Origin of the sequence: Micromonospora rubida (assembly GCF_009908295.1) — a bacterium.
Lineage (GTDB): Bacteria > Actinomycetota > Actinomycetes > Mycobacteriales > Micromonosporaceae > Micromonospora > Micromonospora rubida.
In genome coordinates this window covers 884,940-903,744 of sequence record NZ_JAAALO010000003.1, presented here as the reverse complement: position 1 = coordinate 903,744, position 18,805 = coordinate 884,940, and the positions used below count along the sequence as shown (strand labels likewise).

13 protein-coding genes are annotated in these 18,805 nt (G+C 74.7%); 8 read left to right on the top strand and 5 right to left on the bottom strand.

All coding sequences use genetic code 11. The annotated features are described in order from the left end of the window. Window position 1: 1 nt before the first annotated feature. The 4 genes from GVV04_RS13665 (at window position 2) to GVV04_RS13650 (ending at window position 8,352) form a co-directional block, all read left to right on the top strand. A complete protein-coding gene (locus GVV04_RS13665; RefSeq protein WP_161688109.1) occupies window positions 2–1,708 on the top strand; it encodes a substrate-binding domain-containing protein in 1,707 nt (568 codons plus the stop codon). Continuing rightward, on the top strand, window positions 1,705–6,648 hold the full coding sequence (locus GVV04_RS13660; RefSeq protein WP_161688107.1) for an alpha-(1->3)-arabinofuranosyltransferase domain-containing protein: 4,944 nt from the start codon (window positions 1,705–1,707) through the stop codon (window positions 6,646–6,648). Before GVV04_RS13665 ends, GVV04_RS13660 begins: the two co-directional genes overlap by 4 nt. Before the next feature lie 114 nt (window positions 6,649–6,762). Continuing rightward, window positions 6,763–7,824: a DUF3068 domain-containing protein gene (locus GVV04_RS13655; RefSeq protein WP_161688105.1), complete on the top strand. Its 1,062-nt coding sequence runs from the start codon at window positions 6,763–6,765 to the stop codon at window positions 7,822–7,824. Window positions 7,825–7,893: 69 nt separating this feature from the next. Beyond that, window positions 7,894–8,352, top strand: a complete 459-nt coding sequence (locus GVV04_RS13650; protein ID WP_161688103.1) for a hypothetical protein — start codon at window positions 7,894–7,896, stop codon at window positions 8,350–8,352. Between the two features lie 100 nt (window positions 8,353–8,452). On the opposite strand, the gene GVV04_RS13645 is transcribed toward GVV04_RS13650, so the two are convergent. The 3 genes from GVV04_RS13645 to GVV04_RS32180 all read right to left on the bottom strand — a co-directional run bounded on the left by GVV04_RS13645 (window position 8,453) and on the right by GVV04_RS32180 (window position 10,458). After that, on the bottom strand, window positions 8,453–9,070 hold the full coding sequence (locus GVV04_RS13645) for a hypothetical protein (RefSeq protein ID WP_161688102.1): 618 nt from the start codon (window positions 9,068–9,070) through the stop codon (window positions 8,453–8,455). A 633-nt stretch (window positions 9,071–9,703) separates the two neighbouring features. Then, a complete protein-coding gene (locus GVV04_RS13635; RefSeq protein WP_201753322.1) occupies window positions 9,704–9,925 on the bottom strand; it encodes a hypothetical protein in 222 nt (73 codons plus the stop codon). A gap of 302 nt (window positions 9,926–10,227) precedes the next feature. Next, window positions 10,228–10,458, bottom strand: a complete 231-nt coding sequence (locus GVV04_RS32180) for an RBBP9/YdeN family alpha/beta hydrolase (protein ID WP_328822361.1) — start codon at window positions 10,456–10,458, stop codon at window positions 10,228–10,230. Between the two features lie 79 nt (window positions 10,459–10,537). Between GVV04_RS32180 and GVV04_RS13625 the strand changes: the two genes are divergently transcribed. Next, window positions 10,538–11,320: an S-adenosyl-L-methionine hydrolase gene (locus GVV04_RS13625; RefSeq protein WP_161688098.1), complete on the top strand. Its 783-nt coding sequence runs from the start codon at window positions 10,538–10,540 to the stop codon at window positions 11,318–11,320. 116 nt (window positions 11,321–11,436) lie between these two features. Further along, window positions 11,437–11,679, top strand: a complete 243-nt coding sequence (locus GVV04_RS13620; protein WP_161688096.1) for a CPCC family cysteine-rich protein — start codon at window positions 11,437–11,439, stop codon at window positions 11,677–11,679. Between the two features lie 121 nt (window positions 11,680–11,800). Here the strand turns inward: GVV04_RS13620 and GVV04_RS13615 are convergent, their stop codons facing one another. Next, window positions 11,801–13,114 (bottom strand): hypothetical protein, encoded by a 1,314-nt coding sequence (locus tag GVV04_RS13615; protein WP_161688094.1) that lies wholly within the window; start codon window positions 13,112–13,114, stop codon window positions 11,801–11,803. A gap of 108 nt (window positions 13,115–13,222) precedes the next feature. Between GVV04_RS13615 and GVV04_RS13610 the strand changes: the two genes are divergently transcribed. Further along, on the top strand, window positions 13,223–14,077 hold the full coding sequence (locus GVV04_RS13610) for a zinc finger domain-containing protein (protein WP_161688092.1): 855 nt from the start codon (window positions 13,223–13,225) through the stop codon (window positions 14,075–14,077). A 207-nt stretch (window positions 14,078–14,284) separates the two neighbouring features. Further along, window positions 14,285–17,929, top strand: a complete 3,645-nt coding sequence (locus GVV04_RS13605; protein ID WP_161688418.1) for a multicopper oxidase domain-containing protein — start codon at window positions 14,285–14,287, stop codon at window positions 17,927–17,929. A gap of 4 nt (window positions 17,930–17,933) precedes the next feature. Here GVV04_RS13605 and pspM read toward each other — a convergent pair whose 3' ends face one another. Next, the gene (gene pspM / locus GVV04_RS13600; RefSeq protein ID WP_161688090.1) at window positions 17,934–18,719 is read right to left on the bottom strand and encodes a phage shock envelope stress response protein PspM; all 786 of its coding nucleotides are present in this window, start codon (window positions 18,717–18,719) and stop codon (window positions 17,934–17,936) included. Window positions 18,720–18,805 lie beyond the last annotated feature (86 nt).

The window sequence follows — 18,805 nt, the reverse complement described above, 5'->3', positions numbered from 1 at the left end:
TGTGGCGAACGGCGGCCTGCGGACCCGGCCGGAGTTCTGGCCGGTCCTGCTGCTCAGCGTCGCGCTGGTCGCGGTGCTCGGCGGTTGGGGTGCGACCAGTTACCTCGATCGGACCCGGCGTGAGCCGCCCTGTACACAAAGGACCGCGCTGCGGATCGCGGTGGCGCCGAGCGTCGAGCCGCCCGCCCGACAGGTCGCGCGCGACCTCGCCGCCCGGGAACGCTGCCTCGACGTGGTGGTGGAGGCGCGCGAGTCCGCGGACGTGCTGCGCGACCTCGCCCGTCCGGCGGCCAGCGGTGCGGGGGCCAGCACGACGACGGGTCCGCCGCCCACGACTCCCACCGCTCCCCCCGACGCCTGGTTGCCGGAGTCGACGCTGTGGCTGCGCCGCGCCCACGCCGCCGGCGCCTTCCAGGTGCCGGCGGAGGGCGTCTCCGTGGCGAGCACCCCGGTCGTGCTGTCGCTCGACGAGCGGTCGGCCGCGCGGCTGAGGCGCGACCGCAACCTCGGTTGGGCCGGTCTGGTCGCCGCCGAACGACCACCACTGCCCGTCGTGCTGCCCGACCCGACGGCCAGCCCGCTCGGCTTCGGCGCGCTGGTGGGCATCCGGGCGCTCGCCGACGCCGCCCAACCGACGGCGGGTGCGGCCGGTGCGGCGGCGATCATGCGTCGACTGGCGGCCCGCACGGCGCCGTTCCCCGGCGCGGCCCCCGCACCCACCGGCCCCGGTGCGGCCGAATCCGCGGTCGTCAGCACCGAGCAGGCGATCCTCCTGGCCGCCGCCGCCGACGGCGGTACGCGCCAGGTCGCCGTCTACCCGCCGGCGCCCGTACCCGGCCCGGACTACCCGTACGCGATCCTCGCCTCCGATGCGCGCCGCGAGGGTGCCGCCGCCTTCCTGCGCGGGATGCTCGCCGCCGAGGGCGCGACGGCGTTGACCGGCCACGGCCTGCGTACCCCGAGCGGCGGGTCACCCGCCGCCATCCCCGCCGGCAGCGGGATCCGCACCGGGACATACCCCCCGGCGTCCCTACCCGCAGAGACGGCAGCGACCGCGCTGCTCAACGCGTGGGGCGGGGTGCACATCAGCGCCCGGATGCTCGCGGTGCTGGACATCTCCGGATCGATGGCCGCGCAGTTGCCGGGGTCGACGGAGACCCGGCTCTCCGCCATGATCAAGGCCGCCCAGGGCGGCGCGGAGCTGCTCCTGGGCACCACCGAGCTCGGCATCTGGGAGTTCTCCACCGACCTGGACGGCGAGCGTGACTACCGCGAGGTGATTCCGGTCGGTCCGGTCGGCCCGCGCCGCGCGCAGATCGTGGACGCGCTCGACCGGGTACGGGTCAAGCCGAACGGCGCGACCGGGCTCTACGACACCACACTCGCCGCGTACCGCGACGCGACCCGGAACTGGACCGTTGGGCGGATCAACATGGTGCTGGTCCTGACCGACGGCAAGGACGACAACGCCAGCGGGATCAGCCGGGCGAAGCTGCTCGACGAGCTGGCCGCGCTGCGCGACAAGCGCCGTCCGGTGCCGATCCTGTTCATCGGCGTCGGCCCGGACATCGATCCGGACGAGCTCAAACAGATCGCCCGTGCTACCGGCGGACGGGTCGCGCTGACCCCACGACCGTCCGGCATCCAGCGGATCTTCTACTCCGCGCTGGCCGAGTTCAGCTGCCTGCCGCCGAAGTGCCGCCGATGACGGCCACCACGCGGAACCGCGTCGGGGCCGCCGGGCCGCCCGCCGCCCGGCCGGCGGGCGCGGCCGGCGGCCCCGACGCGGTGGACCGCCGCCGGCGGCGCCTCGCCACCTGGGCGGGCGCGCTCCTGCTCGTGGTGGTCGCCGTGCTGCAGCGCCCCGGACGCGCCACCTTCGACACCAAGCTGGACCTGGCCGTCGACCCGATCGGGTTCATGGCCCGGGCGCTGCACCTGTGGAACCCGGAGGCGGCCTCGGGGGAACTGCAGCAGCAGGCGTACGGCTATCTGTTCCCGATGGGCCCGTTCTTCGCCGTCGGTGACCTGCTCGGCCTGCCCCCGTGGGTGACCCAGCGAGCCTGGAGCGCACTCCTGCTCTGCGCCGGGTACCTCGGCGTGGTGCTGCTCGCCCGGGCACTGCGGATCGGCGCCGAGCCCGGGCGGCTGCTGGCCGGGCTGGCCTACGCGCTCGCGCCCCGGATGCTGACCGAGATCGGCCCGCTCTCCGCGGAGATGCTGCCGGTGGTCGTGCTGCCGTGGGTGCTGCTGCCGTTGGCGGCGGTGCGCCGCATCGGCTCGGCCCGGCGCGCGGCGGCCCTCTCCGGGTTCGCCGTGCTCTTCATGGGCGGGATCAACGCCGCCGCCACCGTGATGGCGCTGGTGCTGCCCGCGCTCTGGTTGGCGACCCGGCGCTGGGACCGGCAACTGGCCGTGCTCGCGGCCTGGTGGTGCGTCTTCGTGGCGGGCGCGACCCTCTGGTGGGTCGCGCCGCTGCTGCTCTTCGGGCAGTACAGCCTGCCGTTCCTGGACTACATCGAGTCGTCGGCGACGACCACCGCGGTGACCTCGCTCTTCCAGGCCGTACGCGGCACCAACCAGTGGGTCGGCTACGTCGTCCAGGGCGAACCATGGTGGCCGGCCGGCTGGGTGCTCATCGACAGCCCCGCACTGATGGCCGCGACCGCGCTGATCGCCCTGGTCGGCCTGGTGGGGCTCGCGTTGCGCGACCTGCCCGAGCGCCGGTTTCTCGTACTCGGCGTGCTGACCGGGCTGACCCTGCTGACCACCGGCTACCTCGGCACGCTGGACAGCCCGCTCGCCCCGTTCGTCCGCGACCTGCTCGACGGGCCACTCGCGCCGCTGCGCAACGTGCACAAGTTCGAGCCGGTGCTGCGGCTTCCGCTCCTGCTCGGCCTCGCCCACGCGGCCAGCCACCTGGTCGCCCGGCGTCGGGTGCGGATCCACGCGGCACCGGTCGTGGCGGGGCTGCTGCTCGTCGCGTCCGCGCCCGCGTGGATGCTCATGCTGCGGCCGGGTCCGGGCTGGACGGACCTGCCCACCCACTGGCGGCAGGCGGCCGGCTGGCTCGCCGCGCAGGATCCGCAGGCCCGTACGCTGGTCGTCCCCGGGTCCGGGTTCGCGCAGCACACCTGGGGCCGGACGGTGGACGAGCCACTTCAGCCGCTGGCCGGCGCACCCTGGGCGACCCGGCACCAGATCCCGCTCGGCTCCGAGGGCAACATCCGGGTGATGGACGCCGTCGAGACGGTCCTGGCGCAGGGCCGTGGCTCACCGGCGCTCGCCGACTTCCTCGCCCGCTCCGGCTACCGCTACCTGCTGGTCCGCCACGACATCGACCGGACGGCCAGCGGCGCCCCGCCGATCGCGGTCATCCGGCAGGCGATCGCGGGCTCCCCGGGGCTGCGGCCGGCCGCGTCGTTCGGCCCCGAGGTGAGCGTCGACGATCCGCAGCGCAGCCCGGTCGACGCGGCGCAGTCCGTACCGGCGATCGAGATCTTCGCGGTCGACCGCGCGGTGCCCACCGTCTCGGCGTCGGCCCGCGCCGACGTGCCGGTGGTCAGCGGCGGACCGGAGTCGCTGCTCGGGGTGCTCGAGCAGGGCCTGCTCGACCCACGGCAGCCGGTCCTGCTGACCGGCGACGCGGAGCCGGCCGACGCAACCGGGCCGCGGATCGTCACCGACGGGCTGCGTCGGCGCGAGCTGAACGTGGGCCGGATGCGCGACAACGTCAGCCACACCCTGACCGCCGACGAGGCGACCCGGCAGGGACGGATCCGCACCGACCTGCTCCCGTTCGCCGCCGACGGGCATCAGACCGTCGCCGCATACCAGGGCATCCGGTCGGTGGACGCGTCCAGCAGCGCCAGCTTCGCCGACTCCGGCGGCGGCACCGAGCCCTCCTACCTCCCGTTCGCCGCGCTCGACGGCGACCCGGCCACCGCCTGGCGCTCCGACCCGTTCGAACCGGCCTCGGGCCAGTGGCTGGAGATGACACTCGACACGCCGCTCCGGGTCACCGAGGTGACCGTGGACTTCTCCGACGACCTGCGGACGGCGCTCCCGGTCGGGCTGGTGCGGGTCAGCACCGACCAGGGTGCGGTCGACCGGGCGGTGCCCGACACTCCCGGGCCGCACCGGCTCGAGACGCTCCCCGGCCTGACCACGACCGTACGGGTGACGGTGCTCGCCCTCCGCCAGGGCTACAGCGGCGGCGCGGTGGGGCTGCGCGAGCTCGGCGTTCCAGGGCTGGCTGCCCAGCGTGGGCTGCGCGCGCCGACGGACCTGAGCGGGGGGCCGGCGCCGGCGTACGCGTTCAGCCGCGCCCCGCAGGACCGAGCCGCCTGCTTCACCGGCCCGGACGGGCTCCGCTGCGACCAGTTCCTGGCCCGTACGGGCGAGGAACCGCTGGGCGTGGACCGGTTCTTCGCGACGCCGGTGGACGCGACGTACCACCTGCGCCTGACCGCGCGACCGCGTCCGGGCGGGTCGATGCCGGTGGACCGCCCGGTGACCGCCTCGGCGTCGTCGGTGCTCGCCGGGGACGTCACGGTCGCCGCCGACGCGGCGGTGGACGGCGATCCGACCACGGCCTGGCTCGCGGAACCGGTCGACGACCGTCCGACGCTGCGCCTGCGGTGGGGGCAGCGCCGGACGATCGACCGGGTGCGACTGGTCGCGCCGGCGACGCCGGTCTCCGCCCGGCCGCGGCAGGTCGTGCTGCGCACCGCGTCCCGGTCGGCCACCGCGCCGGTCGACGCCGACGGCTGGATCCGCTTCCCGAAGCTGACCACCGACCGGCTGGACATTGCGGTGACCGCGTTCGACGGCGCGGTGGCCGACCCGCGCGGCAACGCCTGGCCGGCGCCGGTCGGCGTCGCCGAGGTCGAGGTTCCCGCGCTCGCCGACCTCCTGCGGCCGGCCGGTGCCGGCACGCCGGTGGCGGTGCCCTGCGGCAGGGGGCCGACGGTGACGCTCGACGGCGTCGGGTACCCGACCTCGGTCTCCGGCACCCTGGCGGACCTACGCGCCGGCCGGTCGCTGGCGGTGACCCTTTGCGACGACTTCGCGAGCGAGGGGGTGCAGCTCCCCGCTGGCGAACACCGCCTGCGCACGGTGCCCTCGGCCGCGTTCGTCGTGGACTCGGCGGCGCTCGTGCCGGACGGGACCGGCAAGGCGGCGCCGACCCGGTCACGCGACGTGCAGGTCGACCGGTGGGCCGCCACCGACCGGACGGTCACGATCGGCGCGGGCGAGGCGGCGCTGCTCGTCGTGACGGAGAACTTCAACGCCGGCTGGACCGCGACGCTGGACGGCCGGCGGCTACGGGCCGAGCGGGTCGACGGTTGGCAGCAGGCGTTCGAGGTGCCGGCCGGCAGCGGCGGCACCGTGATGCTCCGCTTCACCCCTGACCAGCCCTATCGGGCCGGGCTGGTGGCGGGCGCTGTCGCCGTGTTCGTCGTCGGACTCGCCGCGCTCGTGCCGGCTCGACGCCGCCGGCCGGTGGAGGGCCCGGCGACGGACCGGCCGGCCCGTACCGGCGGCGGGTGGTGGGTCGTGGTGCCGCTGATGGCGCTCGCGGTCGCCCTCGGCGGCGTGGCCGCCGCCGCGCTGCTGCTCGCCGCCATGCTGGTGCGCCTGCTGCGGCCGGGTGCCCTGCCGGGGATCGCCTTCGTCGCCGGCGCCGGCGGCATCTCGGTGGCCGTCCTGGGCCGACTGCTCGGGCACGGGCAGGAATGGGTGTACGGGACCGTCGTGCAGGCGGCGATGCTCGCGGCGGTGTGCGCCGTCGCGGCGACCGTGGTGCCGGACGCCGCCCGCCCGCCCGAGGCCGACACCGAGCCGTCCCCGGAGCCCTCGCCGTCGCCGGAGCCCTCGACCGCGCCACCGGACGAGGAGCCGTACCGGGCGACGCTCGGCCGGTCGGTCGCGCTGTTCCGCGGCTTCCTGCACGAACAGATCGACCCGGACCGGTTCTACTCGCTGCTCGCCGACGACTCCGTACGCCAACTGCGGTCCTACGTGGACCTCGCCGGCGCCCGGGTCCTCGACGTGGGTGGCGGCCCCGGCTACTTCGCCACCGAGTTCCGGCGGGCCGGCGCGGCGTACATCGGTCTGGACCCGGCCGTCGGTGACTTCGCCGCAGCCGGCGCCGCGGTGTCGGGCATGCTGCGGGGCAGCGGGACCGCGCTGCCCGTACGGTCCGGCGGGGTGGAGGTCTGCTACTCGTCCAATGTGCTCGAACACGTCGCCGAACCCGAGGCGATGCTCGACGAGATGGTCCGGGTGACCCGCCCCGGTGGCACCGTGTACGTGTCGTTCACGCCGTGGCTGTCCCCGTGGGGCGGCCACGAGACCTCGCCGTGGCACTTCCTGGGTGGCGAGCGGGCCCGGCGGCGCTACCTGCGTCGTACCGGCCGAGAGCCGAAGAACCGGTTCGGGCACACCCTGTTCCCCGTCAGCGCCGCGCGGGCGATGCGGTGGGCCAGGGCGGCCCGGCGCGTCGGCGCCATCGACATCGTTGACGTGCTGCCCCGGTACCACCCGGGGTGGGCGCGGTGGGTGGCCCGGGTTCCGGCGCTGCGGGAAACGCTCACTTGGAACTTCACAATGGTGCTCCGGAAAACGGCGGAACCCGATGATTGAGCGTATGAAGATGCGGCTCAGGGGTCGCTTCCGGATGTAACTCGGTAGTAACCTCTGGCAGCCGGCAAGCAGTCCGCCTGCCGAACCACCCGTCCCTCAATACGTGGAGGCACTATGAGGTCTCGCGTCATCGGCGCCGCGCTGTCCGGCGTCGGTGTCCTCGCGTTGGTCTTCGCCGGCGGTCTCACGTTCGTCGTGGCACCCCAGGTGGACCGTCTGCCGTACGACCTGGAGCGTACCCAGTCCGTCGCCGAGGCACCCAACGCCCGCTTCATGCAGATCACCAACGGCAAGGCGGAGGTGAACCAGGCCACCCTGCGTTCGACCGTCACCGTCACGCCGGACACCAGGGAGACCGCCAAGCTGGACGGCTCGCTCGACGGCAACGCCGTCGTGTGGCTGGTCGGGCAGGAGGTCATCCGCACCGACACCAAGGCCCTGATCAGCGCCTACAGCACGTCGCTGGCACTCGACCGGAAGTCCGGCGCCGCCCAGCAGTGGGACAAGCAGTGGCTCGACACCGGCAACGACCGGCAGAGCGTCAACTACTCGGGCCAGATCTACAAGTTCCCGTTCGGCACCGAGAAGAAGACCTACGAGATCTTCGACCGGGACATCAGCACCACCCAGCCGGCGCGCTTCGTCAAGACCGAGCAGATCAACGGGCTGGAGACCTACCAGTTCACCCAGGAAATCCGCGACGCGACGCAGCCGTTGCCGGCCGACCGCCTGCAACTCCTGGTGGGCCAGTTGGTGCCCGGTGCCACCACCGGCCGGGTCAGCTACAGCAACACCCGCAAGGTGTGGGTGGAGCCGACCACCGGCCAGTTCGTCAAGGTGGAGGAGACGCAGAGCAAGAAGCTCGTCGGCGACAACGGGCAGGAGACCGTCATCCTCGACGCGGTCTTCACCTACACCGACGACGCGATCGCAAGCAGCGCCGACAAGGCGGGCTCGAACCGGCAACTGCTCCAGATGGTCAAGCTGTGGGGTCCGCTCACGCTCGCGGTCATCGGCCTGGCGCTGTTGATCGTCGGTCTCCTCATGACCCTGCGCCGTCCCCGCGTGGCGACGGTCGGCGGCAGCGTCCCGGGGGCCCGCCGGGGCTCCGGCCGCCACGCCGACACGGGCCCGGCGGAGGCCGATCCCGACCGGCAGCAGAAGACCGACAGGTAGACGACCAGCTCGACGGATCGACCTGGATGGGGCGGTCCGAGGGGCCGATCGAATTTTGAGGAGTCCCGCATGGAGGAACCGATGGACCACCTGGTCTGGGTCGACTCCGAACCTGGGCCGAGACGGATGGTCTACTTCAACGAGTTGTGGCCCCGGATCGGAATCCGTCCGGACGACGTGTACCGGACCTGGGGCGCCGGATTCGGGGCCCGGCTCACCACCGCCCAGCTCGACGCGCTCCGCGCCGAGACCCTGGTACGGAAGATCGAGGCCGACACGCCCACCCGGCCGGCCCCGTACCGACGCAGCACCTCAGCGGATCGCGTCCCAGGGTCGTACATCGTCCAGATGCGACCCGGCGGCGCGGACCCTGAGGCCGCCGCCCGGCAGGTCGGTGTCGCTCCCACCGGGCTGTTCAGGACCGCTTATTTCGGGTTCGCCGCGAACATGACGGATGCCCAACTTGACGTGGTCCGCCAGAATCCGGACGTCATCTGGGTGATGGACGACATCCTCGTCGGCCCGTGAGCTGGCCGCTCAGCCACCCTCGCCACACCGCTCCACGGCATGTTCGACAGGCGCGATGGCGGCTGTACCCCACGGTACGCAACCGGCTGCCGGACCGGCGCTATCCGACCGTCAGGTGCCGCTCGGCGGGACGCTTTGCGCGCTGATGGCGCCGGACCGCGATGACCACCGTCCACACGGCACCGACCAGCACGCTGAGGGTTGCCAAGGCCTCGGCTGCCAGCGCCGCAAGTGCCTTCGAACGCGGATCGTGGAACCGGGGAGGATCCCCGATCGAGAAGGACGAGGTGGCCTGCTCGTCCGAGACCGTGCAGGTCAGCGTGTACGTGCCGACCGGTTTGGCGCGCATCATCTGCAGGCCGCGCCAACGCTCGCCATCCACCTCCAAGGTGAGATCGTCGGCGAGCATCGAAACCAGAACCGACTCTTCGAGCTTCTGGGTGTCCGCCTCCGAATATTGGCAGGCTGGGAGAGACTGCTCGCCCTTGACCCACACCATCTTCCCGGTCTCGGGCATATGCACGGTGAGCGGCTGCCCGGGCGTGACGCGCTGCCCGAGGTCACCCCCGAACTGCCCGAGGTCACCCCCGAAGGGAATCAGGAACAGCAGCGCGGCGGCGGTCAGCACGCCGCCTGCGGCGATCAGCGCCGCGACGAGGTACCAGATCCGGCGGGGCCGTAGCGGATCGACAGCGACGGACGCCGGAGCAGGATCCATGGAAGCATGATTGCTTGTTGCCTCTGGCCGTGCCAGTACCTGTTCGGTCACGGGGCAGGTTGGCCCTTCAGTCGCGACGACTACGGTTCGTTCCGGTCGAGGGCGACCGACCTGGCCGCCGTACCTCGCTGCCGAACCGCAGCTCCGTCGCTGGTCCGCCGGATCGCCGCGAGGAGGTTCTGTGCGGTGGTCGCTGCCGGGCAGCGCGGGATTCGGCACACCGGGCAGCATCCGTCCCTGCCTGGTCGGTGGTGGCGCAGGACCGTCCGGGCCGTCAGGGTGAGCCGGTTGCGGATCTGGGCCAGGGAGAGAAACGGCGCGGTCACCGGGTCAAACCGACCAGGATGGCCAGGCGCGCCACGTCGGCCGGTGCCGGGCCGCCGCGCACCACGTCGGCGATCACCGTACGCGCCACCGGCCGGCACCGGATCTCCGCAGGCGCAGCCCGTTCGGCGTCGACCAGATGCCGGTAGCCGGGAGCGTCGCAAGAGCGGTCAGCGCGGCTCCCTTGAGACGCTGCCGGGCGTCGGCGTGTTCGTCGCTGAGTAGCACACTGCCACCCTCATCAGGTCGGTACCACCAGCAGCACCGTCACCGTTCGGCCGTCGACAGCGGGAGCGCTGAATCCAGCGATCAGTGGCTCCCACCGTCGTCGGCCGCACGCGGCGTCGGCGCTCCCGGCGTTTTGCGCAACCAGAGCCACACACCTGCCAGTCCGCACCCCGCGCCGAGGAACACGATCGCCGTCTCCTCCAGCTCGGAGAGATCGTCCAGGAACGGAAAAGTGTGCGAGAGAGCCAACGCCACAAACGCAATCAGCAACAATAGGATGGCCAAAACACGCTGTCGGATCATGGGCCTTATTCGAGCACACTGGACAGCAGCGCCAGCAGGTCGGACACCAGCCGCACCAACTGCGGTCAGTGCGCGTGCTGGTACGTCACCCACGCGTGCTCCACCCGCCGGCCCAGCTCGCGATCGGAACCACCGTCCACCGGTTCTGCCCGGCCGGGGGCATCTCGTAGCGGGCAAAGTCGCCCGTGTCCCGTCGGGCACGGTGATCGGCTGATCGCGAGCAGCCTGCCGGAATCGACGTCGTGGTTGCTGTCGCTCGACCTCGCGGTGGACGGCAGCGCTCGCGCGGCTCCTTGAAGGGGTCAGCGGCCCATCAATTGGGCGATCAACTCCTCCGCCAGGGGCCACGGGCCGTACCCGTCGGCGGTGGTGACGTGCCCGGCGTCGCCGAGGTCGACCAGTGCGGACCCCCACCGCCCGGCGTAGTGCGCCGCCCGCTCGTACGCCATCATCGGGTCGTTGCAGCTCGCGGCCAGGATCGACGGGAACGGCAGCGGCTCGTTCCGGCCGGGCACCAGCAGCACACGGGTCACGGCCGAGAGGTTAGCGTCGAACCGGCAGCCGCGCCGCCCCGCGCTGCGGGCGGCATCGGAGACACCGAGTACGAGGAGGATGCCCGTGGCGTGGATCTCGCTGACCACCGACTACGGCCTCGCCGACGGGTTCGTGGCCGCCTGCCACGGGGTGATCGGGCGGATCGCCCCGGCCGCCCGGGTGATCGACGTGACCCACCTGGTCCCGCCGGCCGATGTGCGCCGGGGCGCCGCCGTGCTCGCCCAGACGGTGCCGTACCTGCCGGTCGGGGTGCACGTCGCGGTGGTCGATCCTGGGGTGGGCACCGCCCGGCGCGGGATCGCCCTGGCCGCCCCCGGTGGGCTGCTGGTCGGGCCGGACAACGGGCTGCTGCTGGACGCCGCCACCGCGCTCGGTGGCGTCACGGCGGCCGTCGAGCTGACCAACCCACAGTGGCTGGCCCCCGAGGTGTCCCGCACCTTCCACGGCCGGGACGTGTTCGCCCCGGTCGCGGCCCGGCTGGCGCTCGGCGCGCCGCTTTCCGACGCCGGCCCGGCGGTCGACCCCGCCGATCTGGTCCGGCTCCCCGAGCCGGTGGTGCGGCCCGGCCCCGACGGCTTCACCGCCGAGGTGCTGACCATGGACCACTTCGGCAACGTGCAGCTCGCCGCGCCGGGTGAGCTGCTGGCCAGGCTGCCGGCCCGGCTGTGGGTGGCCGGGCGTCCGGCGGCGCACGGGCGGACCTTCGGCGACGCCCCGCCCGGCGAGCTGGTGGTGTACGTCGACTCCGCCGGCCTGGTCGCGGCGGCGGTGAACGGCGGCCGGGCCGCCGACGTGCTCGCGGCCGGGCCGGGCGACCTGGTGGCCGTCACCGCCGCCTGAGGCCGACACCGGGCAGGGGCGGTCGGGGGAACGGCCGGGAACGGCCGTCCGATGGGTGACGAAATCGGACCACCGCCGGACTGATGCCCGGTGGCCGCTTGTGGAATGCTCTTCCGGTGGGTGAACAATGGGTTCCGTCGGCATGCCCCTGCTGCGCATCGAAAACCGGGGGCGGCACCTGCCCGGTCTGCTTCTGGACCGACGACGGCCAGGGCGACGCCGACGCCGACGTGGTGCGGGGCGGCCCGAACGGCGACCTGAGCCTGTCTCTCGCGCGGCTCAACTTCGCCATCTACGGCGCCAGCCACCCCCGCTACCAGGAGATCGTGCGCCCGGCCCGCCCGGAGGAACGCCCCTGACCCGCCCCCGAACGTGGGGACGGGCCGGGGCGACGCCGGACGCCGCGCCGACGCGGGACCGGGCGAGGGGCCAGGACACGAGGGGCCAGGACACGAGCGCCCGGGGCCAGGCCGGTCGCGGTCAGCAGCGCGGGGCGGCCCCGCCGTACGCGGCGGAGATGTACGCGTGGCTGACGTACTGCCCGCTGGCGAGGCGGTTCCACCGGTTCGTGGTCCGGTAGGGGCCGCTGACGGTCTGGCCGGTGACGTAGCACTGGATCGGCACGTGGGCGTACGTGGCGGCGAGGCCACGGACGGCGTACCCGGTGCCGGGGCCGGTGCGGAGGTTGAGCGGGCCGGAGCCGATCACGCCGTGCGGGCCGGTGCCGGTCCACAGGTACGCGACGTCCACCCAGGCGTTGTCGGTGAGTTGGAGGCCGTCCCAGAAGGTGCCGTCGGCGAGGTCGACGCCGCCAGGGTTCAGCACGGTCCGGCCGAACTGGTCCCGCCCGCCGTTGTAGCCGGACTGGTACGCCGCCTGCGCCTCGGGCCTGCCCTGGGGGAGGTCCTTCCAGTTCTCCCGGACGGCGGCGGGGTTCCAGTAGTCGTCCCGGGTGTTCCACGGCCCGACGTCCCAGACCGGGGCGTACTCGCAGCGGCTGCCGCTGGTGGTGCAGACCCGGAGGGTGTAGTCGCCGGTGCCGCGCGGGGAGAGCGAGCGCCGGGACGGCAGCGCCGCGAAGTGGTCGCGGGACGTGACGACGTGCCCGTTGGCGGTGGTCCCGCCGACCAGCCCGATCCGGGTGGCGTAGACCCGGTAGACCCGGCCGGGGGTGGACGCGGCGGCGACGGCAGCCCGGTCAGGGGTGGACGCGGCGGCGACGGCAGCCCGGTCGGCGGTGAGCCGGACGGCGCGTACCGCGAGGGTGGCCCCGGCGGCGCGGGCGGTGAGCAGCACCCGGGCCTGGACCCGGGTGACCGGCCGGTCGAAGACGGCGGCCGGGCCGGCCGTGCGCCACTCGGTCCAGCCGGCGGCGTGCCGGCCGCGCACCTGGACCTCCACTGCGGCGTCCGGGCCGGCGTCCGCGTCCACCTCGGCACGGACCCGGGTGGCGGGTCGGATCAGGGCGTGCTCCGGGCTCAGATACGCACCCTCGGCGACCGGCGTGTGCCGGTCCAGGGCGGCGGAGGTGACGGCTTGCGGCGTCCGGTCGGCCAGCCGGAGCCCGCCGTCGGCCCAGCGGGCGTTGAGGCCGTCGGCGCGGGAGAGGTCGGCGTCCCACCGCTCGGTCGACACCACCGGGTCGGCGGCGCGGGGAGCTGCGGCGGCGGCCGCCGTCAACAGGGCGGGGACGGGCGGGACGGGGGCGGCGGCCGGGTAGAGCGCGAGGGCGAGAGCGACGGCGAGCAGCGGGGAGAGGACGAGGCGACGGGCGCGAGTACGTGGACAATTCACGTTGTTCCTCCTCAGAACCCCCTGATCGTCACGCTTTGGTAGATCGATGGGAACCTCCGTACAAATGGCGATACATGCGAATCCCACTCGGGGAGGGAGAATGGCGGGGTGCCCGAAGGCGACACCGTCTGGAACACCGCCCGCGTCCTGCACCGCGCCCTCGTCGGGGCCCGGCTCACCGGCTCCGATTTTCGGGTGCCGCAGTTGGCCACCGTTGACCTGACCGGCTGGACGGTGCGCGAGTCGGCCAGCCGGGGCAAGCACCTGCTGCTCCGGCTCACCGCCCCGGAGCCGGTCACCGCCCCGGCCGCCGCTGACGATCGGACGACCCGCTGGACGCTGCACTCGCACCTGCGGATGGACGGGGCCTGGCGGGCGTACGCGCCGGGCGAACGCTGGACGGCCCGGCCCGCGCACCTGATCCGGGCGGTGCTGCGCGGCCCCGAGGCGGTGGCCGTCGGGTACCACCTGCACGAACTGGCGCTGGTGCCGACGGCCGAGGAGGACACGCTGGTGGGGCACCTCGGGCCGGACCTGCTCGGCGTCGACTGGGACCCGGCCGAGGCGGTCCGCCGGCTCGCCGCGCACCCGGCGGCGGCGATCGGGGAGGCGCTGCTCGACCAGCGCAACCTGGCCGGCGTCGGCAACCTGTACAAGTGCGAGGTGCTGTTCCTGCGTGGGATCTCGCCGTGGACCCCGGTCGGCTCGGTGCCCGACCTGGTCGGCACGGTGACGCTCGCGCAGAAGCTGTTGGCGGCCAACCGGGGGCGGTGGACCCAGAGCACCACCGGCTCGCTGCACCGGGGGCGGACCAGCTACGTGTACGGCCGGCGGGCCCAGCCCTGCCGCCGCTGCGGCACCGCGATCCGCAAGGAGGAGCTGGGCGTACGGGTCACCTACTGGTGCCCGGCCTGTCAGCCCGCCCCGCTGGCTGCCGCGCCGCCCCGACCTGCGCCGTCCTGAACCCGGCGGCCGGGCCGGTCGCCCCCCTGACCTGCCCGGACGCGTCCGTCCCACGGGCCGGGACATTCGCAGATACGGACGATTGGGTAATTCCTAACCCGGGGTCCGACGTCGCATGCTGCGGTTGAGTGCTCACCGATCGTCAACAGGCGCGGTCGGCCGCCCCGAGGAAGTGGCGGTCGGCCCGCCTCGATCCCGGGGAGAGCCATCGTGCTGTTCCGCAGACTGCGCCCCAACCTCACCGGCCGGGCCGTCCGCACCGGCCGGGAGGGCGGGCCGACCGTGCCGGCCGCCCGGGCCGCCGAGGAGGCGGCCCCCGCCCCGGCCAGCCTCGACCCGGCCGCGGTCCCGCGCTGCTTCGGGCCGGTGCCCAACTTCGCCGCCAGCCCGCTGCCGGTCCCCGACGGGCGGGGCGGAACGATCCCCGGCACCGGCCTGCGCAAGTTCGTCGACGCGCTGCCGGGCCCTGGCGAGGCGGGCCGCACCGAGCTGGGCGGGTACCTGCCGGTGGCCGTACCCGACACCATCACCTGGCCGGGCTGCGACTACTACGAGATCGGCCTCCAGGAGTACGCCCAGCGCCTGCACCGCGACCTGCCCGCCACCCGCCTGCGCGGCTACCGGCAGCTCAACCTGGGCACCGACGGCTCCGGGCACAATACGGTCGCCCCGCCCGACCGGCCGTACCTGCTCGGGCCGGTGATCGTGGCCCGGCGGGGCCGGCCGGTACGGATCAAGTTCATCAACCAGCTCCCCACCGGCCGGGCCGGCGACCTGTTCCTGCCGGTCGATCCGACCCTCGACGGGGCGGGAGCCGGGCCGCTGGACGGGCCGGCGCCGTACCCGCAGAACCGGGCCGTGCCGCACCTGTACGGCGGGCAGACCGGCTGGATCAGCGCCGGCAACCCGTGGCAGTGGGTGACCCCGGCCGGCGAGATCACCCCGTACCCGACGGGGGTGGGGCTGACCCACGTGCCGGACATGCCGCCGCCCGGCCCCGGGGCGACGACCCTGTACTACCCGAACGAGCAGAGCGGCCGGCTGATGTGGCTGCACGACAACACGCTCGGCCTGTCCCGGCTCACCGTCCACTCCGGGCAGCTCGCGCTCTACCTGCTCACCGACCCGGCCGAGGAACGCCTCGTCGCCGACGGGGTGCTGCCCGCCGAGCAGTTGCCGCTGGTGATCCAGGACCGCACCTTCGTGCCGGACGACACCCAGCTCGCCGCCGAGGACCCGACCTGGGACCGGGACCGCTGGGGGGCCCGGGGCAGCCTGTGGCACCCGCACGTCTACCAGCCCCGGCAGAACCCGTACCGGGCCTCGGGCGGCAACCCGACCGGCCGCTGGGACTACGGCCCGTGGACCGGCCCCCCGCCGGGCCGGGAGGCGGCCGCCCGAATGGGGCCGGACCAGGAGACCGACGGCCGCCCGGCCGGGCCGGCGCCGAACCCGCACCACGATCCGGTCGCCGCCCCCGACGAGCCACCGCTGACCCCGGGCGTGCCGCACCCGTCGGCGGTGCCGGAGGCGTACGGCGACACCCCGCTGGTCAACGGCGTCGCCTACCCGTACCTGACGGTGGCGCCGAGGGCGTACCGGTTCCGGATCCTCAACGCCTGCGCGGACCGCGGCCTGAACCTCCAGCTCTACCGGGCCCGCTCGGACGGCCCGATGTGGGGCCCGGACGGCGAGCTGCGCGACGCCGACGCGGGCGAGGTGCCGATGGTGGAGGCGGTCCGCTCCCCCGGCCGCCCGGCGCGCTGGCCCACGGACGGCCGCGACGGCGGGGTGCCGGACCCCGCCGCGACCGGGCCGGAGTTCGTCCAGGTCGGCAACGAGTGCGGGCTGCTGCCCGCCCCGGTGGTGCTGCCCAACCGCCCGGTGGGCTACCGGTACGACCGGCAGGACCCGACCGTGCTGAACGTCGACGGGCACACCCTGCTGCTCGCCCCGGGGGAACGGGCCGACGTGGTGGTCGACTTCTCCGCCGTCCCGCCCGGGGCCACGGTGATCCTGTACAACGACTGCCCGGCCCCGCTGCCCCGGTTCGACCCCCGCTACGACCACCACACCGACGCGCCGGACCGCACCGCCGTGGGCGGGATCGCCGGCACCCGCCCCGGGTACGGCCCGAACACCCGCACCCTGCTCCAGTTCCGGGTGGCCGGCGAGCCCGCCGAGCCGTTCGACCTGGCCCGGCTCGCCGACCAACTACCCGCCGCGTACGCGGCCAGCCAGCGCCCGCCGATCGTGCCCCAGCCGGCGTACGACGCCGCGTTCGGCACCCGCACGGCCGGGGACACCGTGGTCACGGCGCACGCCACCTCGGTCAGCTTCACCCCGGCCGGTGCCGCCGCCCCGGTGACCCTGCCGCTGGCGGTCAAGGCGGTGGGTCAGCTGTTCGAGCCGGCGTACGGGCGGGTGGCCGGCAGGCTCGGGGTCGCCCACCCGAACGCCGGCCCGCTCGGCCCGGTGACCCTGCCGCTCGGGCCGGTCGACCCGGCCACCGAGACCCTGGTGATCGCCGACCCGACGGTCCCGATCGGCGCCCCCGCCGACGGCACCCAGCTCTGGCGGATCACCGGGGACGCCGGGCAGACCCACCCCGTGCACGTCGGCGGCTGCGACGTGCAGCTCGTCAACCGGGTCGGCCGGGACGGCACGATCCGCCTGCCGGAGGCCAACGAGCTGGGCTGGAAGGAGACGGTCCGGGTCAACCCCCGGGAGGACGTGGTCGTGGCGCTGCGCCCCGTCGCGCCCGTTCTGCCGTTCAAGCTCGGCGACAGCGTCCGGCTGCTCGACCCGACGCGCCCGGCCGGCGCCCGGATCGGCTCGACGCCGGTCAGCCCGCTCGACGGCCGGCCGGCTGCGGTGGTGAACCAGCTGGTCAACATGGGCTGGGAGTACCGCTGGCACAGCCAGCTCGGCGGCCACCGGGACCAGGGCATGAGCCGCCCGCTGGTGCTGCGGGTCGCCCCGAAGGCCCCGACCGGGCTGACGGCCACGCCGGTGGCCGGGTCGGCGACCGTGCTGCCGGCGATCGCGCTGACCTGGACCGGCAACGGCAGCCACCCGCAGGCCCGCAGCCACCTGCTCCAGCGGGCCACCGACATCGCGTTCACCGAGGGGGTCACCGCGATCACGGTGGCCGCCGCCGCCAGCCGGTACACCGACGCGACGGTCACCCCCGGGGTGACGTACCACTACCGGATCCGGGCGGAGAACGAGGTGAGCTGCTCGGCCTGGTCCAACGGGGTGCCGGCGACGGTCCGGCTCGCCGCCCCGGCCGGGCTGGTCGCGGCGATCCCGCCGGCCGCGCCGCCGCGGGTGGCGCTGCGCTGGGCGAACCGCTCCTTCGCCACCGGCGTGGACGTGCAGCGGGCCACCAACCCCACGTTCACCAGCGGGCCGGTGACCACCGCGATCGGGGTGGACGGGCAGCACCTGGACGCCGTGGTCGCCCCGGAGACCACCTACTACTACCGGGTGCGGACCACCTACCTGGGTACGGCGTCGCCGTGGTCGACGGTCGCCACCGTCAGCACCCCGCCCCGCCCCGCGCCGCCGACGGCGCTGGCCGGTGCCGCGAGCGCCCCCGCGCCCGACACGGCGACGGTGGCGCTGACCTGGGCGGCGGGGCCGCCGGGCGGGCCGGGGGCGGGTTTCGTGGTGCAGCGGGCCCTCGACCCGGCGTTCGAGCGGGAGGCCGTCGCGTTCACGGTGTACGGGCGGGGGTTCACCAACACCGGGCTGGCCCGGGGCGTGACGTACCACTACCGGGTGCGGTCGTTCAACGTGGTCGGCAGCTCGCCGTTCACCCCGGCGGTGGCGGTGAGCACCCCCGGCTGAGCGGTCAGCGGGTGGGGGCGCGCTGGGGGTCGCCGACCGTGCGCAGCTCGGCCAGCGCCGAGGCCACCCCGTGCAGCAGGTCGGTCGCCTCGGCGAGCCGGGACGCGGCGGCGTGCTCGCTGGTGGGGCGGGCGTCCTCGGCCAGGTAGCCGGCGGCGGCCACCACCAGCCGCTCGTACGCGGCCACCCCGCTTTCGAGCTGCCCGGACAGTTCCCGATGGGCCTCGGCGAGCGGGGCCCGGGCGTCGGCCGGGGCGAGCCGTAGGGCCCGCTCGACGCTGGACGTCCGCCCGGCCAACTCACGCAGTGAACGGTCGGCGGCGGCCGCCTCCAGCACGGCCGGCTCGGCCAGCCCGGTCAGCCGGCCGGTCATCCCGCCGAGGGTCAGCGCGGCCCGGTCCAGCCGGGCCCACGGCTCGGCCACGCTGGTGCCCCGCAGGGCCAGCCGGTCCCGGGCCCGGCGCACCTCGGCCACTATCCCCTGCCCGGCCGGGAGCCGTTCCACGGCGGCGACCAGCCGGGCCCGGGACCGGGCTGCGGCCTCGGCCGGATCGAGCGCCGGGGGCGCGGGGCGGGCCGCGAGGGCCCGCAGGTCGAGCCAGCGCCAGGCGGCCAGGGCCACCGCGCTGCCTGCGGCGCCGGCCCAGGCCGCGTCGGGCAGCCCGAGCCCGGCGTACGGGGTCAGCACGGCCGCCGCCCCGGTCAGGCCGCCACCCAGGACGCTCCACCGGCGGGCGGCCCGCCGCAGCCGGCGCAGCTCGCGGAAGTAGCGTGCTCGCTCGTCTGCCATGCGTGCCTCCTCACTCCGGCCGCCCGGCCGACGACGCTGACGCCGCCCGGCCCGCCCGGCCCTGGTGCCGCCCGACCAGCGGCGCT

What these genes read in the sequence shown, in the direction of transcription:
- GVV04_RS13660 (WP_161688107.1), top strand. Translation starts at nt 1,705, where the DNA reads ATGACGGCCACCACGCGGAACCGCGTCGGGGCCGCCGGGCCGCCCGCC.
- GVV04_RS13655 (WP_161688105.1), top strand. Translation starts at nt 6,763, where the DNA reads ATGAGGTCTCGCGTCATCGGCGCCGCGCTGTCCGGCGTCGGTGTCCTC.
- GVV04_RS13650 (WP_161688103.1), top strand. Translation starts at nt 7,894, where the DNA reads ATGGAGGAACCGATGGACCACCTGGTCTGGGTCGACTCCGAACCTGGG.
- GVV04_RS13645 (WP_161688102.1), bottom strand. Translation starts at nt 9,070, where the DNA reads ATGGATCCTGCTCCGGCGTCCGTCGCTGTCGATCCGCTACGGCCCCGC.
- GVV04_RS13635 (WP_201753322.1), bottom strand. Translation starts at nt 9,925, where the DNA reads ATGATCCGACAGCGTGTTTTGGCCATCCTATTGTTGCTGATTGCGTTT.
- GVV04_RS13625 (WP_161688098.1), top strand. Translation starts at nt 10,538, where the DNA reads ATGCCCGTGGCGTGGATCTCGCTGACCACCGACTACGGCCTCGCCGAC.
- pspM (WP_161688090.1), bottom strand. Translation starts at nt 18,719, where the DNA reads ATGGCAGACGAGCGAGCACGCTACTTCCGCGAGCTGCGCCGGCTGCGG.